Annotated in this window: 10 protein-coding genes and 1 pseudogene; 3 read left to right on the top strand and 8 right to left on the bottom strand. The window is 44.9% G+C overall.

From position 1 onward, the window contains the following. From OGY19_RS21890 to OGY19_RS21855, 8 genes and pseudogenes are all read right to left on the bottom strand, one after another. Positions 1–494, bottom strand: a pseudogene (locus OGY19_RS21890) (IS5-like element IS5B family transposase); the annotation flags it as partial. A 45-nt stretch (positions 495–539) separates the two neighbouring features. Beyond that, positions 540–3,056 (bottom strand): DUF262 domain-containing protein, encoded by a 2,517-nt coding sequence (locus OGY19_RS21885; protein WP_286597206.1) that lies wholly within the window; start codon positions 3,054–3,056, stop codon positions 540–542. Continuing rightward, entirely contained in the window at positions 3,049–4,806 is a 1,758-nt protein-coding gene (locus OGY19_RS21880) for a DUF262 domain-containing protein (protein ID WP_094888005.1), read from the bottom strand. The genes OGY19_RS21885 and OGY19_RS21880 overlap by 8 nt, the downstream gene beginning before the upstream one ends. Positions 4,807–4,944: 138 nt before the next feature. After that, complete coding sequence (locus tag OGY19_RS21875) at positions 4,945–5,700, bottom strand: M48 family metallopeptidase (protein ID WP_089580500.1); 756 nt, start codon at positions 5,698–5,700, stop codon at positions 4,945–4,947. After that, complete coding sequence (locus OGY19_RS21870) at positions 5,697–8,981, bottom strand: type I restriction endonuclease subunit R (RefSeq protein WP_286597209.1); 3,285 nt, start codon at positions 8,979–8,981, stop codon at positions 5,697–5,699. Before OGY19_RS21870 ends, OGY19_RS21875 begins: the two co-directional genes overlap by 4 nt. A 52-nt stretch (positions 8,982–9,033) precedes the next feature. Then, positions 9,034–9,717, bottom strand: a complete 684-nt coding sequence (locus tag OGY19_RS21865) for a YecA/YgfB family protein (RefSeq protein ID WP_000779013.1) — start codon at positions 9,715–9,717, stop codon at positions 9,034–9,036. Further along, positions 9,714–10,877, bottom strand: a complete 1,164-nt coding sequence (locus tag OGY19_RS21860) for a restriction endonuclease subunit S (RefSeq protein WP_286597204.1) — start codon at positions 10,875–10,877, stop codon at positions 9,714–9,716. The genes OGY19_RS21865 and OGY19_RS21860 overlap by 4 nt, the downstream gene beginning before the upstream one ends. Next, complete coding sequence (locus tag OGY19_RS21855; protein WP_106719715.1) at positions 10,867–12,390, bottom strand: type I restriction-modification system subunit M; 1,524 nt, start codon at positions 12,388–12,390, stop codon at positions 10,867–10,869. Before OGY19_RS21855 ends, OGY19_RS21860 begins: the two co-directional genes overlap by 11 nt. Positions 12,391–12,721: 331 nt before the next feature. On the opposite strand from OGY19_RS21855, the gene OGY19_RS21850 reads away from it, so the two are divergent. The 3 genes from OGY19_RS21850 (at position 12,722) to OGY19_RS21840 (ending at position 15,442) form a co-directional block, all read left to right on the top strand. Next, positions 12,722–13,849 carry a hypothetical protein gene (locus OGY19_RS21850; RefSeq protein WP_045619629.1) on the top strand — a complete coding sequence of 376 codons (1,128 nt, stop codon included), beginning with the start codon at positions 12,722–12,724 and terminating at the stop codon, positions 13,847–13,849. Between the two features lie 148 nt (positions 13,850–13,997). Further along, positions 13,998–15,119: a tyrosine-type recombinase/integrase gene (locus OGY19_RS21845; protein ID WP_286597200.1), complete on the top strand. Its 1,122-nt coding sequence runs from the start codon at positions 13,998–14,000 to the stop codon at positions 15,117–15,119. 134 nt (positions 15,120–15,253) lie between these two features. Beyond that, positions 15,254–15,442: a helix-turn-helix transcriptional regulator gene (locus tag OGY19_RS21840; RefSeq protein ID WP_045331629.1), complete on the top strand. Its 189-nt coding sequence runs from the start codon at positions 15,254–15,256 to the stop codon at positions 15,440–15,442. The last annotated feature ends 18 nt before the right edge of the window (positions 15,443–15,460 follow it).

Below are 15,460 nucleotides of genomic sequence, written 5' to 3'. Positions count from 1 at the left end.
TGCATCTCCGGATCGCGTTGCTGCTCTTTGTTCTTGGTCGAGCTGGGTGCCTCAATGATGGTGGCATCGACCAAGGTGCCTTGAGTCATCATGACGCCTGCTTCGGCCAGCCAGCGATTGATGGTCTTGAACAATTGGCGGGCCAGTTGATGCTGCTCCAGCAGGTGGCGGAAATTCATGATGGTGGTGCGGTCCGGCAAGGCGCTATCCAGGGATAACCGGGCAAACAGACGCATGGAGGCGATTTCGTACAGAGCATCTTCCATCGCGCCATCGCTCAGGTTGTACCAATGCTGCATGCAGTGAATGCGTAGCATGGTTTCCAGCGGATAAGGTCGCCGGCCATTACCAGCCTTGGGGTAAAACGGCTCGATGACTTCCACCATGTTTTGCCATGGCAGAATCTGCTCCATGCGGGACAAGAAAATCTCTTTTCTGGTCTGACGGCGCTTACTGCTGAATTCACTGTCGGCGAAGGTAAGTTGATGACTCATGATGAACCCTGTTCCATGGCTCCAGATGACAAACATGATCTCATATCAGGGACTTGTTCGCACCTTCCTTAGCCAAGTGCAAAGGTCAGATATTATGGCTAATGCGCGATCAGGCTCTTCACAGTAGTACACATAATTATCATCACTACATTGCCAGTCTTCAGGATTGTAATCCTTCGAATCAGCTAGAACAATAAATCCACAAGATTCCATAGCACTCTGCAGTTCATCTGAGAATGGTACTGTCTCATCATTTCGGTAGAACAAGATGTTATATTGGTTGTCTCTGAAGAATATTTCCAACTCAACCTGTTGACCATGAAGGGAAAAACCACTTAAATGTAGAAATGATATATCTTCCCCGCTACGTACACTATTGTAAAACTTGTGCTTGAAAGGTTCTGTATTCAGTTTTCTATCTTTTAATTCCAACTCTAAGTACTTGGAATAAAGTTCACTTTGATAGTGATTTCGCTGAGACTCATGTAACAATACGCTCTCGTGAGTATTCAATACAATAAACCCCTGATTAGAAAGGTTAAATAACTCTGACTTCTTAATCAAGATAGTACGCCAGTTAAATGGCTGCTCACTTAATGCCTTAGCACAAATCCTCTCTAATCCACCCCTTAAATCAGCCATATCAAAATCAGGATCATCTAACACGGCTTTAACATGTTGTTGCCGTGCATTCCAAAGAATATTTGAGTCTTGCCGCAATAGACGACGCCAGGAATGATCGCGGTCGACGTTATTCTTATTTGTACGTGAACTGAGAAGGTTGAATCTATCCGCTGTTGTCGAGGTAAGATAGTCACCTTTTGAAAGCACAGCACGCTCCCATGCAAAATCTAATACTTCCGAGCTTTCACCTATTGCACTAAATACTGCCGAACTAGTATCTGCATAGTGTTTGAATCGTGTAAAATAGTTTTCCTTCACATCATCCCAATCAACGTTTCCGTGACTGTTAAAGTAGTCAACAATACCGCTGAACTTCAATGCGAAACCTATTTGCCCCCTGAAATATTCGTGGTTTTCAAGTGCAAGAATAGCCTCCTTCCACACAGAAGATTTTATCAAAAGATGAGCTTTCATTTTTTCTTCAGATACTTGAACCGCGAGAAAACCTTTTATTATTACATCCTGGATGAGTAAATTCAGCACAGTGTCATCACGTTGGGACAATTCATTGATAGACAGCAATGCTTTATGATAATCATCTATAGTATTGAAAATAGTGTTTTCCGTGAGGTTGAATACAACTCGCATCCAGGATGCTAACTCCTCCCCTATCTTGCCATTCGCTACACCAGCGTAAAAAGCATGAAACCTCACCTTTTCCGAAAAACTTGAGTTATTGGTAATGATTTTTTTGAAAATAGATTCTTCATCATAATATCTGTTATTGTCCAGATATATGGACAAACCCGAGCATGAACTAGCATGACCACGTAACAGATCCAGTTGCATAATCAATTCAGCTATTAGCGGTTGTGATAAATATCCATACTGTTCATACTCCATAAAGGATAATGAGTTAACTTTACCACCCGAACCAAACAGTTGCTTTTGTAAGCTATAACTATCCTCTGCTTCTTGCAGTAACAGAAAGTTGGCTGCACATATGGCAATATAGTTCATTAACTCATCATCAAAAGAATTATCTTTGGTTACAACATTTCGATAGCACCAGAACAGATCAGCCCAATCCGTATCAATTTTATGAATGAAATATTCATAGCCAGACACAGGCGTATCTTTGAAACTTAGTCTATATTCCGGCCAATCTCCGGTGAATGATTTTATGTTTTTTTCCAGCCTTGCCTTAAAATTTTCAAATTCTGTCAGCGGCTTGCCTCGGGCATTCATTTTGATATACAAATCATCCGTGAGGTTGAATTCAGCAAGGTTAAGAAATCTAAATGTAATTACCGGTTTGTCTTTGTCGGTAAGTTTATCAAAGTAATCTACATTTCCAGAAAATTGGAGATGAATCGCATCCAGCATCGTCAGCATTGAACTAATAGTAGAGTCACTCTCCCACGATAAATAGAACCATGACCTGTCTTTAATCGTCTTACTCAGACACTCAGTACCAGACTCCAGCAACAAAGCACAAAAATCTATATCATTGGCAACCAATGCATTGCAAAACTCTCTCGAACTGCTGCGAGTTTCATAGGTAAAATGGGAATTCCCGTCCGTACTTAATACCCGTCGAAAGGATTCTTGCTGATCTGCAATTTGAGCAAGATACCAGTGTAGTAAGAACAAGGTGGTCAATCGTTGCTGACCATCCAATGGGATGAACCGATGCCGTCCAGTATCATTGCTAATCACGCTACCATAAACGAAGTCCAAATCCTGAAAAGGCAGACCTTTTTCCAAATAGCCATGTAATGCCTGTAAAAAGGTATCTCTAACCTCTGCAACTTCTATCCGGCCTTGGGCATAATCCCGTTGAATTATAGGGATTTCCACCTGCATATATCTTTGTTCAAACAACTGAAAAAAACTGAGTCGTTCACCCGAACGCGAATCGATTTTTATATTACTCACTCTTCTCTCCTTGGTCAGGCAAATAGTCTTTCAACGTTTGACCTATTGCTTCCTGATAATATTTAGCATCAGATTCTGACCAATGAACAAGTTCAGTTACAGACTGGCTATAATATTTTAAAAAGACGTTCTTGGTACAAATGGGGACAAAAACTCCGCGCTTATCATTGTCTATAATCCGGGCGCGTTTAATTGGAAACAAGGCATTTTTGTAACTGCGGTTGGTTGAAGAGTCCAGTAGTGCCAAGTTTCCTAGCTCATCTCCCCATGACACTTCATCTTGGCCAAAGTAACTAACTACCTCATTATAAAACCTGTCAAATTCATTATCGATATGTTCCAAGATCAAGAGTTCAGTGGCTCTGGCAGCAAATTCTTGTTCTCTTTCTAAAGAATCCCCTTTAAACCGACTACCACTGAAGTAAACCTCAATGTCCTTTAACCACACCCTGCGGGCACCCCCAACAGGGGCAGAATCTGTCTGGGACCGAATGTGCTCAATATCCCATTTTTCTTGCTTATAGCGGTCAAAAGGAAAACGTATATCAGCTTCCCTCGTTGACAATAAAGTTTGGATATTGAACAGCAGAAGCAATTTTTTAATGACAGGCTCATCATAGTAAAGCTCATCTAACTGGCACCTGACCTGGAGACGAATACGATCTTTCAAATATTTTTTGAACTCTGTTTTCGTTGAATTCTCTCGCTCCGACTCAGCTTTTAACTCCGCAACTTTCTCACCGCAATCAACCAAAAAGCCTATCAAATGGTATAGTTCTCTGTCCTGGAACCATTCATCAAAGCTCAGGAAATAACGCTTTATCCCTTGCCACAGATGCTCAATATTAGCCGTACCAGACTTGAAATCTTCATGAAACTTATGGAAAGTGAAAAATGTCTCGTCATTAGACTTTTTCCCTTTCATTAAATCGAAGATGTATTCAATTCGTGTTGGGTAGTGTTTACTTGAATTACTTATGAAATACCAGAATGCTGGTTCCTGCAACCGCTTTTCAATAATATCCCATTCCGTCGCAATCTGTAACTGCTTCAATCTTGCTTGATCATTGTGAAAATGACTTCGCTGTAAAAACAAAGCCTTAACCAACTCAGCATTGGTCAGAGGTATTTTACCAATATTGATACGGGAAAAAACATCAATAGCATAATCGTTGTTAAGGCATTCGTCACTTAAATCATACCAAATAACCTTTACAGAGCGTTCTTCAGTAGACTTAGCCAGTAACGTCGCCAAGAGTTTATTATTATCATTATAATCTTTATCGGAGAACCAATTTCTAATAGCGTTATACGCTTGGACCATATGAAAGAAGTCAATATTGTCAGTGTTGGATTCTTTATGAATCCCCTGCAAAAATGCTTCACATCCCGGCCGGGTCTCATACTTCAACATATACACGCTTTTTTTGTATGCCTCCTCTAAGGGTCTCTTCAGGTGCTCTTGCTCCAAAAAGTGCAGGATAAGACGTAACGTGGTTAGCCTTTGCTGCCCATCCACGACCTGCCAACAATCTTCCCCTCGAACCACAACAACAGGCTGAAGACAGTAAAATGAAGAATCATTACCACCATGCGGTTGACTGAACTCCCAGATATCATCCAGTAGTTCTTTTACTTGGATCGCCCCCCAGCGATATCCCCGCTGATAAGCAGGTATGTAAAAATTTTCTCCCAAAAGTTCATAGATATTTCTAAGATAAAGCTTTTCTGTTGAATGAGCTGTATTCATCGTTGTTCAACTTCCCGTGTTGTCACTATCGAAGGATTTGATGCTATCAAATTTGTATTTTAGACTTGAACTTGGAAAATCTAATTAACTCGTTCCTGATTCCCCTAGACAAATGAGCCCATTGGAATAAGTTAGAAACTACATATCTGCCAACAACATCCCAGCCATACCATCCAGTCGCTTCTTAACCTTTTCCCAGCCCGGCATAACCTGCCCCATCAGACGGTAAAACTCTTCGCTGTGGTTGTGCTCAGCCACATGGCATAGCTCATGCAATAAGACATAGTCGATACATTCTGAGGATGCCTTAACCAGCCATGGATTCAGGGTCAGACAGCCTTTCGCAGAACAGTTGCCCCATTGCGTTTGCATCGCCCGCAGACGTATCGGCGGACGTTCACTAACCCAAAGGGTCTGCGGTATCAATAAATCAAGCCTGCGCTGAAAAACATCTCTGGCACGTTCCCGATACCATTCAGCCAGCAAGGCTTTAATCTTTTCTGCCGATTTGTGTCTGACAGTCACTTCCAGACGCCCACGCAACATTTTCACTCGTTGCGGCACAGTAGCGTCTTCTGTCACTTTCAACTGATATTGCTTACCGAGATAATAATGGCTTTCTCCGCTGACATACTGACGCGGAACAATGTGTGTCTGTTGCTCCCTGAAATCACGCAGTTGCTGGTATATCCAGCGCCCTCGTTTTTTCAGCGCAGACAACACCTCGTGCTCCGGTGTTTCTGGCGGTACAGAGGCCACTACCCGGCAGTCGGGATGCACCTTGATGAGCACCCTGCCCTTTACGACCTGACGCGGAACACACTGTACGACGATGACCTCATCACCATAAACAATGCGTAACGTTTTCATTGCTGGCGACTCTTTTTCACTCATGATTTCATCAAACCAACGCGCAGTATCTGGATGATAGTTTCCACAATACGGTTAACCTGATTCATTCCGGCACCAATTTCCCGGCAGGCCGTAAACAGCAGTGGTAGCAGACTTGTCTTAACGACTTTCTCAATGTCCTGGGGGTTCAGGGAGTTTTCTGCCACCGCTTTGACGATAATGCTGTCCACTTCAAAGGCCAGCTTGGTCCACTTATCCTGCACCTGAACGTCGTTTACCGCAAAAACCTCAGGTAGCTCTTTTTTAAATACACCGTAATACGCCTGAGCATGCTTGTTTACCGCCAGTGCATCCGGGATATCACTGAGCTTACGGGCTTCAACCTGTTCTTCAAACTCACGGAATAAGAGGTACTGCTTAAGTGGATGGTCGAACAGTTTTTCAGCCTCTTCGATTGCCATACGCAGGAGTCTGGAAAAGGCCTCCTGAGCATACGGGTCATCACGCAATTCCTGCTCAATCATCTTCGTCACGCGGGTTTTAATGATGTCGGTTTCATTGCGGGTTTTGTTGCTGTCCCACTCTTCGGGCTTTTCGCTCTTGCCCATTTTACCGACTTCATACACGCCATCCGGTTCACGAACCTCAACGCCGGTGACATGCTTATCCAGCAGTTTTTTCACCTGCTCAGCGTAGTCGTCATAATTGACCTGCTCTCCACTGACCTGCATCGCCCACTGGCGCAGGCTGGACATCTGTTTTACGGTTTCTTTATAGAGATTTCGGTCTTGTTCCGTAAAGCTCTTGTCGGTGAAGAAGGTGGCGGACTGCAGTGCCACTTTCAGGCATCCGGCAAAGGCCGTTAACGCCTCGAAGAAATCATCACGGGTTTTCTGATGGATATCGACCATCTCTCCGTCACGTTCTTCCATTTTAGGCACCAGTACTGCACGTAACTGTTCAGTATCATTTTTGTTTTTAACACCGGCAAATATGGCCCACAACTGGTTATACAGATGCGGCAGACGTTTATATTCAGAGCTCATGGCGCTGTACAGCCCGTCAATGTCCTTGATGTCGTATCCACCCTGGGTTCGGGAGGCGAGATCCTGATATTTGCCGATAGTCGTGTCCAGTTCAGCCAGAATGCCGCGATAATCAATCAGCAGGCCAAACTTTTTCAGTGGATGCAGTCGGTTTACCCGGGCAATCGCCTGGATAAGATTATGGGATTTAAGCGGTTTGTCGATATACAGCACGGTATTTTTCGGTTCATCAAACCCGGTGAGCAGTTTATCGACGACAATCAGCAATTTAAGTTTATCATCGGTATCGAAACGACTGATGATATTGCGGGTATACACAGACTCCTCCTGCGTGCCGACATTATCCTTCCACCATTTCGTCACTTCCGGCAGTTTGCTTTCATCCACCTCGGTATTCCCTTCGCGGGTATCCGGCGGGCTGATAACTACAGCTGACTCAAACAACCCAGCTTCATCAAGATACTTTTTATATTTGATGGCGGAGATTTTGCTGTCGCAGGCAAGTTGCCCTTTCAGCCCCTCATCAATATTTTTCGAGAAGTGTGTGGCAATATCGAGTGCGATAAGTCGGATGCGGTCATCTGCACTGTAAACCTCACCTTTACGGGCATATTTACGTTTAAGGTCGGCTTTTTGCGCTTCGCTTAATCCATCGGTAATACGGTCAAACCAGGCATCTATTGCCCGATCGTTAACCTCAAGGTCAGGAATACGTTCTTCATACAGCAAAGGTGTAACGGCTTTATCTTCTACCGCTCGCTGCATGGTATAAGCGTGGACAATTGGCCCGAATTTATTGGTGGTCTTATCTTCTTTTAGCAATGGCGTACCAGTAAATGCCACAAAGGCGGCGTTCGGCAGGGCCAGTTTCATTCGCACATGGTTCTCACCACCCTGGCTACGGTGTCCTTCATCAATCAGTACGATGATATCGGGGCTGGTATTGACGCATTCAGGCAATTTTGTCGCTGAGTTAAATTTCTGGATTAGGGTGAAAATGATGCGTTCTTTACCGGAGCCAATCTGTTTCGCCAGCATCTGCCCGGATGTCGCCATTGCATTGGCTTTGTCTTTTTTCCCGGCCAACTCGCCGCCGGATGCAAAGGTACTGCTGAGCTGTTCTTCAAGATCGATACGGTCCGTCACCACCACGATACGACACCGCTTCAGGCTGTCATGAAGAATCAGCGCCTTGCTGAGGAACACCATGGTGTACGATTTGCCAGAGCCGGTGGTATGCCAGATAACACCACCTTCCCTGCCCCCATCGGGTCTGCGGGTACTGATGCGCTCCAGCAGTCTTTTAATACCGAACACCTGCTGATAGCGGGCGACAATTTTCCCGGTCTTTTTATCAAACAGAGTGAAGAAGCGGGTCATCTCCAGCAGACGTTCCGGCGAAAGCAGGCTGATGAGCAATTTGTCCTGTCCACTGACAGCCAGTTCACCGGCGGCGATTAACTGCTGGTACCAGTTGAGATCGGCTGATGGACGATGATCAAACAACGCATGAATTTGTTCAGTCGATAACTGATGGTTGCGCAGCGCATACATCTGCGGATCGGTAATATCTTCTTCGCGCCATGCCGCCCAGAATTTCATTGGCGTATGGCATGTACCGTAGCGCCCGTCATGACCGTTAATCGAAAGTAATAACTGGCTGTAGACAAACAGCTGCGGGATTTCATCGTTGAACTGGTTGCGGATACTCTGGGATATCCCCTCGTCAATGGTTGGCCCTTTCTTGCCATGACCAGCCGGGCTTTTCGCTTCAATAACAGCCAGCGGGATACCATTAACAAAGCAGACAATATCTGGCCTCCGGGTTTCAACACCACCTGACCGCAATACCGTAAATTCTTCAGTAAAATGGAACTGGTTATTTTCCGGATGTTCCCAGTCGATCAGCGCAATGGTGGGGTTGACCTTCTTGCCATCGACAAACTCCGTGACGGCGATACCGTAGAGCAGATGGTTATACATCCGTTCATTGGCTTTGAGCAGCCCTTCATTCAGCGCCGGAGAACAGACCTGTGATATCAGGTTATCCAGTGCTTTTTCCGATAACTGGCAGGTTTTGCCACCCGCCATAAAGGAACGCTTCGACAGCTCTTCACGCAGAACCGGACGCAGCACCACCTCATCCTGTTTATAGCCCCGGTAATCCATAATCTGTTTCGGAGATAAAAACGTCCAGCCGAGGCTGGTCAGTAACGTCAGTGCCGGGATTTTGGCGCTGTATTCTTCCTGGAATTTTGGCGTGTACGTCTGGTTCATCATTAATCCTTTTCTTTCTGGCGCTACTCGCTACTGGTCACATGAAGATTCATCAATGCAGACAGCACTTCTTAAATTTTTTACCGCTGCCACACGGACACGGGTCATTTCGCCCGGGCATGTTTTCTGCCCCCTTCACTGGAACAGGCCGGGATGATGCCTCTGACATTCTCACTGACAACCAGTACTGATAAAGTGCCAGTGCAGCAGGCTGAATAAGGGAAATACTTTTCTCAAACTGCTCTCCGGTCATTTTCTCAAGTACAGGAAAATTCTTCTCCACGCCATGAAGAGCGATCACTTCCAGAGAAGGCCGTAACTCACCGGGAAGACCAGACCAGTCATCCAGTGACTTTCCTTTCATATAACCAAAACACCACTCTTCCACAATGGTATATTTTTCCCCCTTTACCTCACGCTCATTGAAAATCGGCTCAAACAGTTCAGGGGCGTCATAAAGGCAACCAGCGATATCGTTCATATGCTGAAAACACAGACTGACAAAACGCTCCATCTCTCTCTCAGATGACCATTTCGGATGATAATCGCCTCCTCCCCAAATAGCACTCAGCCAGATATTGGGTGAAACCATATTTGGACCTGATAAAATCGCCGTCAGCAATCCATCCAGCTCAGAGAAACAGAGTACAGAATCATCCATTCCATACTTCATTAATATTTCTTCCAGCCAGTCGATTTCCCGGTCAGTCAGTGGACCGCTTTTCGTCAGTTTCATTCGGCAACCGCCTCATCGACCTTAACACGACGTTTGCCAGTCAGTAGCTGTTGCATCAGGGCTTTTTTCTCATCTCTCAGGCAGGCGAGTTTTTTCTCAAGTGTGTAGATTTCGGCGTCGGCTGCGGACAGCACGGTGGCGATCTTTTGTTGCTCTTCGATACAGGGCAAATTAATGATATGCGTTTTAATGTTTCCGGTTATTTGTGGTTGACCGGAACCGGATATTAAATACTTCAGATCACTGCCATTCAGAGTATAGAATAGAAATTTTTTACTCACGTAGGAATAGTTATCCGTATTGATAACCATTGCATTTCCGGTAATCCACGATTTTGCTTGAGTCCAATTGACTATGCCGCATGTGCTACCCCGGCAAGTTACGGCTATTTGTTCAGTTTCGTGGTTAAACTCTTGATAAAATCCAATAACTCCATTTGCGCCATAAACTGGATACCCCGAATCAGACATCATAGACTGGGATATTGTTTTTGGTTGATAAACATCAGCTACATCTGAAAGAAGTTTTTTCTCCCATTTACCACTAAACCTCACCCCATTCTCATCCAGCAAGCGTTTCTTCCCGGTAAGCAATTGCTGCATCAGGGCTTTTTTCTGCTGCTGACTGTTGGTAAGAAGCTTTTCCGTCACCGAAATCGCCTTATCCCAAGTGGACAGGATTTTGGCGATTTTCTTCTGCTCGATTACAGGTGGAACTAAAATTAGCATACTACGAAGAGTCGATAGGTTAAGCGCAGATTGTGAGCTTCCCGACGCCGAATCTGTTATTCCTCGTTGAACATCATCTGACCGTAGATAATGGAAAAGATACTCATGCTGGTTGCTACGAATCCTACCAATATTTCTATGAATATTGGCTTCTGATGAACTCTGATATTTAGCTACTCGACCTATTGTTCCAACTAAGGATATAAGTATGTCATTCTTGATTATACGGGACCGTCGATACTCATAATCCAATTCAGGGGGGATGAGATGTAACCCATTAGACAAGACAGAGCCATCGCAAAGATCCTTAATCTGCAAGAGTGGAATGCCACCGCAAAAATACTCTCCGGGTTTTAAAACACCATATGTAATCGGCGCATCAAGTGAGCAAAGCTCCTCCAGTTTTTTCTGCTCCCACCCCTTAGGCACCATAACCCAGCTCCTTCAGATAACCTGCCATCTGCGTTTCCAGCTTCGCCAGTTCCGTTTTCAATTCTTCCCGCTCAGCACGAACGGCTAGCAAATCAATCTCATCTTCTTCTTCAAAGGTATCGACATAGCGTGGAATATTAAGGTTATAGTCGTTGTCCTGAATCTCTTTCAGGCTGGCGAGATAGGCGTATTTCTCAACGTTATCGCCTTCTCGATAGGTGTTAACGATCTTCTGGATATTTTCTGCACTGAGCTGGTTCTGGTTTTTACCAGCCTTAAATTCACGGCTGGCGTCGATAAACAGCACCTTGTCATCCACTTTCTGCTTCTTGAAAATCAGAATCGCAGCCGGAATCCCCGTACCGTAGAACAATTTCTCTGGTAGACCAATCACCGCATCCAGCAGATTTTCATCAATCAGTTTCTGCCTAATTTTGCCTTCGCTGGAGCCACGAAACAGTACGCCGTGTGGCACCACCACGCCCATACGACCAGTCCCCGGTTTCAGGGTTTCTATCATATGCGAGATAAAGGCGTAATCTCCTTTAGTCTTCGGCGGTACACCACGACGGAAACGACCAAACTTATCGTTCTCAGCCTCGTCATGTCCCCACTTATCCAGGCTGAACGGCGGGTTAGCGGTCACGATATCAAACAGCATCAAATCACCATTTTTATCGAGCAGTTTCGGGTTACGAATGGTATCGCCCCACTCGATTTTATGGTTGTCTTCGCCGTGCAGGAACATGTTCATTTTCGCCAGTGACCACGTGGAGCCAATCGCTTCCTGACCAAACAACGCATAATTACGGCTGTCATGTCCGGAGACAATTTTACGTCCGCACTTCATTAACAACGAACCAGAACCACAGGCCGGATCGCAGATGGTATCACCCGGTTGCGGATCGAGCAGTTCAGCAATCAGATCGGAAACTTCTGGTGGGGTGTAGAATTCCCCGGCTTTCTGCCCACCACTGGCTGCAAAGTTCTTAATCAGATATTCATAGGCATTACCGATAACGTCCAGCGTACCGACACGGCTTGGCTTCAGGTTAAGATCTTCACCGGCAAAGTCTTCCAGCAGCTGACGCAGGATGGTGTTCTTCTGTTTTTCTTCGCCAAGACGGTCAGTGTTAAACGAAATATCCTGGAACACGCTTTTCCCGGCATCTTTCAGTTTGGTGCCGTTAGCTTCTTCAATAGCGTGTAGTGCCTGATCAATACGCTCGCCGTTGCCCGGCTCATGGCGACGCTCGTAAAGAGCATAAAAGCTGGCGCTTTTCGGCAGCACAAAACGCTCGTTCGCCATCATCGCTTCAATCAGTTCCGGCGCATCACCGTACTGTTTTTTGTAATCGTCATAGTGGTCCTGCCAGACATCCGAAATGTACTTAAGGAACAGCATTGTAAGGATAAAGTCTTTATAGGTGTCAGCACTGATGGTGCCACGGAACGTATCGCACGCGGCCCACAGGGCTTTGTTGATCGTATCCTGACTGATTTTGTCGTTCATGAATCATCCTGGTATGAAGAAAAGCTAGCGATGCAGGGCTTTGCATCGTAAAAAATTGTGGTAAATGATACCTCAAGAAACGCCCCTGGACACACCTGAATCACAGTATCTTTACGGAAATTGTCCACCTGATACCGACAGATGACTTACTAATTTCCTCATGTTTACAAGTTAATAAATTCTAATGATATTAGTGGGATAGACTCAATGTAAGCTATGGTGTAAAACTGCTGTTGGGGTAAATAGCCTACTCATGCTCTTGTAATCACAGCACTACCTTGCAAACCTTCATCAGTAAAAGGGTATCTGACCTAAATAAACGAGGCACATTATGTTTGAAAACTTTCTTGAACACCCTAAACGAGAACAAAAAAACGCTAACCTTCTCGCTAAATATCAGAATGACATTGATAAATTATCCGAAATTTTTACTGAGGATGATTTGCTACACCTGATGACTCAAGAACAACCAGATGGCACATGTAAGATGCGCCCCTCATTAGCCTCTATCGAGATTTTCGCGCCCTCCGCATTATTATCCAATTATATTAATTTTTTTCAGCATACTGATTACCTTGAAAAATGGTGCAAACTACAACGTAAGGAGTTCGACGTACTGTCCATTAATATCTACGGCCTTAATTCCACTAAACAAAATAGAATTCCGGGTAATGTTTTAAAGGAAGTCGATGCATTTCTGGAACAATTACTCAATAACGCAACCAACGACCCAACACATCCGATATTCACATTACTAAATATTCTTGATACACTTGTGGATGTAAAGACATATCAAAATAACAAACTCTACATCTGGAATGGTAAGTTTTCAATATCGATTCATAATATAGCACTCAAAATTGCCCGCAGAAAAATCATAAACTATATCAAATCCTCGGATTTCACTAATTCACTCCCGAAAGTTTCAAATCTGCAAGCCCAGGATGCTGCCCTCCTTTTCTTTGCAAGATTTTGTGATGGATTTTATTTTCACTTTCTATTGCAAATATTAGACAAGATGAAAAACTCCGGGCTTATTAAAGATAATTGCCTCAACCACCCCGCTATGTTTCAATTGATTACTCTTGCAATGTTACCCCATGAGGTCATGCAACACTTTATTAATGAAAAAAACGATGCAATTACATTAACCAGCCCCGACCGATTTGTTATTGATGAAACCATTCCCCGAAACAAAGAAAACATGACAGGAATACAAAAAAACATAAACCAGATCTTACACAAGACCTATATTTACATTGCACTACTTTTATTTCCCAAATGGAAACCCACAGCCAAAGAAATCATCCTTTTCCTTGAAGGTAAGAGTAAAACTGTTAAAGGATTGTTAGATCTAAAATCGACAGCACTGGGACTAAGTTCACAGATTAACGATGTAGGTCGTCTCAGCAAAGAGGAATATGTCACCCGATTACTATCACTTGCTCAGGCTAAATGAAATTATGGCGTCACAACCCACAGAGAATTGACCTCTGTAAATAAAAAGCACAGTTTTAAATTGAAATGATGAACTGTGAAAATGACAACTCGCAATTAGTTCACCAGACATCGTATTTTTCCTGGCACACATTCACAGGAGAACTACGATGTCCATTATTGATCTGCGTTTCAGCACTAAATCACTTCAACAACTGCCACATCCGAAGATAGGTTGTCAGGAATACCGTGATATTCACTGCCCCCATCTGCGGGCACTTGTTTATCAAAATAGCATCACTCTGGCATTTCGGGCGACCATCAACAATCAACGGATTTATGAAACACTGGGCACTTTTCCACTCCTCGGTGTAGAGGATGCCCGCCTGCATACCATGATTCTGCTCGGTCGCAAAAAGCGCCTTGCCTTACAGTCCCGCCGTTATACCGTTGAACAGGCTATCAACGACTTATGGCTTCCTGATATGCAGCTATATAAGAAAAGCCCTCAGTCTGAACTGTCGAAGCTCAATCGCTATATCCGTCCCTTCTGGGGACAGCGTCGCCTGCGTGATATTACTGCCGGTGAAATCGAAAAATTCGCGGCTGACCTGCGTTCAACATTACGTCCGGCAACCATAAACCGCCTCCTAGCACTACTCTCTAAGATATGCTCTCTGGCTGTACGCGCTGAATGGATAAATCATTCTCCGATGACCCACGTTCGTTATCTGAAAGAGAACAACGTCCGGTATCGCACACTTTCTGCCACTGAAATTCCATTATTTATTGCTGCCGCTGAGGCCCTGAATACGCCCGCTGCTGATGCCATATTGCTTGCACTCTATACCGGTATGCGTATTGGTGAAGTTTGTACGCTGAAATGGGATTACTGGCATCCAGATGCACAGCAATTACTTCTTCCGGATACCAAATCTGGACATCCATTCACCTGCCCGCTTGCTGCTCCCGCAGCAGCCATTATTCGGCGACAAGAGAAACTGGCACTCAGTACGTCCTGGGTTTTTCCACGCCTGACCGATGCAACTCGTCAGTTGAGCTATCCGCGTGAAACCTTTTCCCGAATCTGCCGGGATGCTGGCATTGAAAATCTGCGAATGCACGATCTCCGCCGGACGTTTGCCACCCGCGTGCTACAGGCAACCAGCGATATCGCCATGGCTTCCCGTTTACTGAATCACCATTCACTCACGGCCACCCGCCGGTATGCCTTTCATAATGCAGCAGACTCTCAGGCGGTAGTATCACAAGTGGTTGATAGTTATAAATAAAAATTGAAGACATGAGCTGTGAGTTTTATGGCGTGTAATCAAACTGCGCAGCTCGTATGGTTAGAGCACACCACTGCAGGGCCCGGCAGTGACTGACAAACCCCTAAAGACTTTTAGCTCTGAGGAGCCCTGATATGTATCTCAACTGTAAAGAACTTGCACAACGCTGGAGAATTTCGCCCAGCACGATCGCCAGCGATATCACCCGAAATCCGGCCAAGCTCCCTCCGTTCATCCGGCTGGGACGTGCTATCCGTTTTCCCGTGGCTGAGGTGGAAGCCTGGGAACAGCAGCAACTCACAAATACGCAGACTTCGCGCTAATTTGACTTTCAAGGAGTA

Origin of the sequence: Citrobacter sp. Cy070 (assembly GCF_030332245.1) — a bacterium.
GTDB classification, from domain to species: Bacteria; Pseudomonadota; Gammaproteobacteria; order Enterobacterales; family Enterobacteriaceae; genus Citrobacter; species Citrobacter youngae.
Note: the sequence above shows the minus strand (reverse complement) of the source record. Positions and strands in the feature narration are given on the sequence as shown.

Bases quoted from the DNA above. Each gene is read 5' to 3' on its own strand.
- OGY19_RS21870 (WP_286597209.1), bottom strand. From the start codon at position 8,981: ATGAACCAGACGTACACGCCAAAATTCCAGGAAGAATACAGCGCCAAA.
- OGY19_RS21855 (WP_106719715.1), bottom strand. From the start codon at position 12,390: ATGAACGACAAAATCAGTCAGGATACGATCAACAAAGCCCTGTGGGCC.
- OGY19_RS21880 (WP_094888005.1), bottom strand. From the start codon at position 4,806: ATGAATACAGCTCATTCAACAGAAAAGCTTTATCTTAGAAATATCTAT.
- OGY19_RS21840 (WP_045331629.1), top strand. From the start codon at position 15,254: ATGTATCTCAACTGTAAAGAACTTGCACAACGCTGGAGAATTTCGCCC.
- OGY19_RS21865 (WP_000779013.1), bottom strand. From the start codon at position 9,717: ATGAAACTGACGAAAAGCGGTCCACTGACTGACCGGGAAATCGACTGG.
- OGY19_RS21845 (WP_286597200.1), top strand. From the start codon at position 13,998: ATGTCCATTATTGATCTGCGTTTCAGCACTAAATCACTTCAACAACTG.
- OGY19_RS21860 (WP_286597204.1), bottom strand. From the start codon at position 10,877: ATGGTGCCTAAGGGGTGGGAGCAGAAAAAACTGGAGGAGCTTTGCTCA.
- OGY19_RS21875 (WP_089580500.1), bottom strand. From the start codon at position 5,700: ATGAGTGAAAAAGAGTCGCCAGCAATGAAAACGTTACGCATTGTTTAT.
- OGY19_RS21850 (WP_045619629.1), top strand. From the start codon at position 12,722: ATGTTTGAAAACTTTCTTGAACACCCTAAACGAGAACAAAAAAACGCT.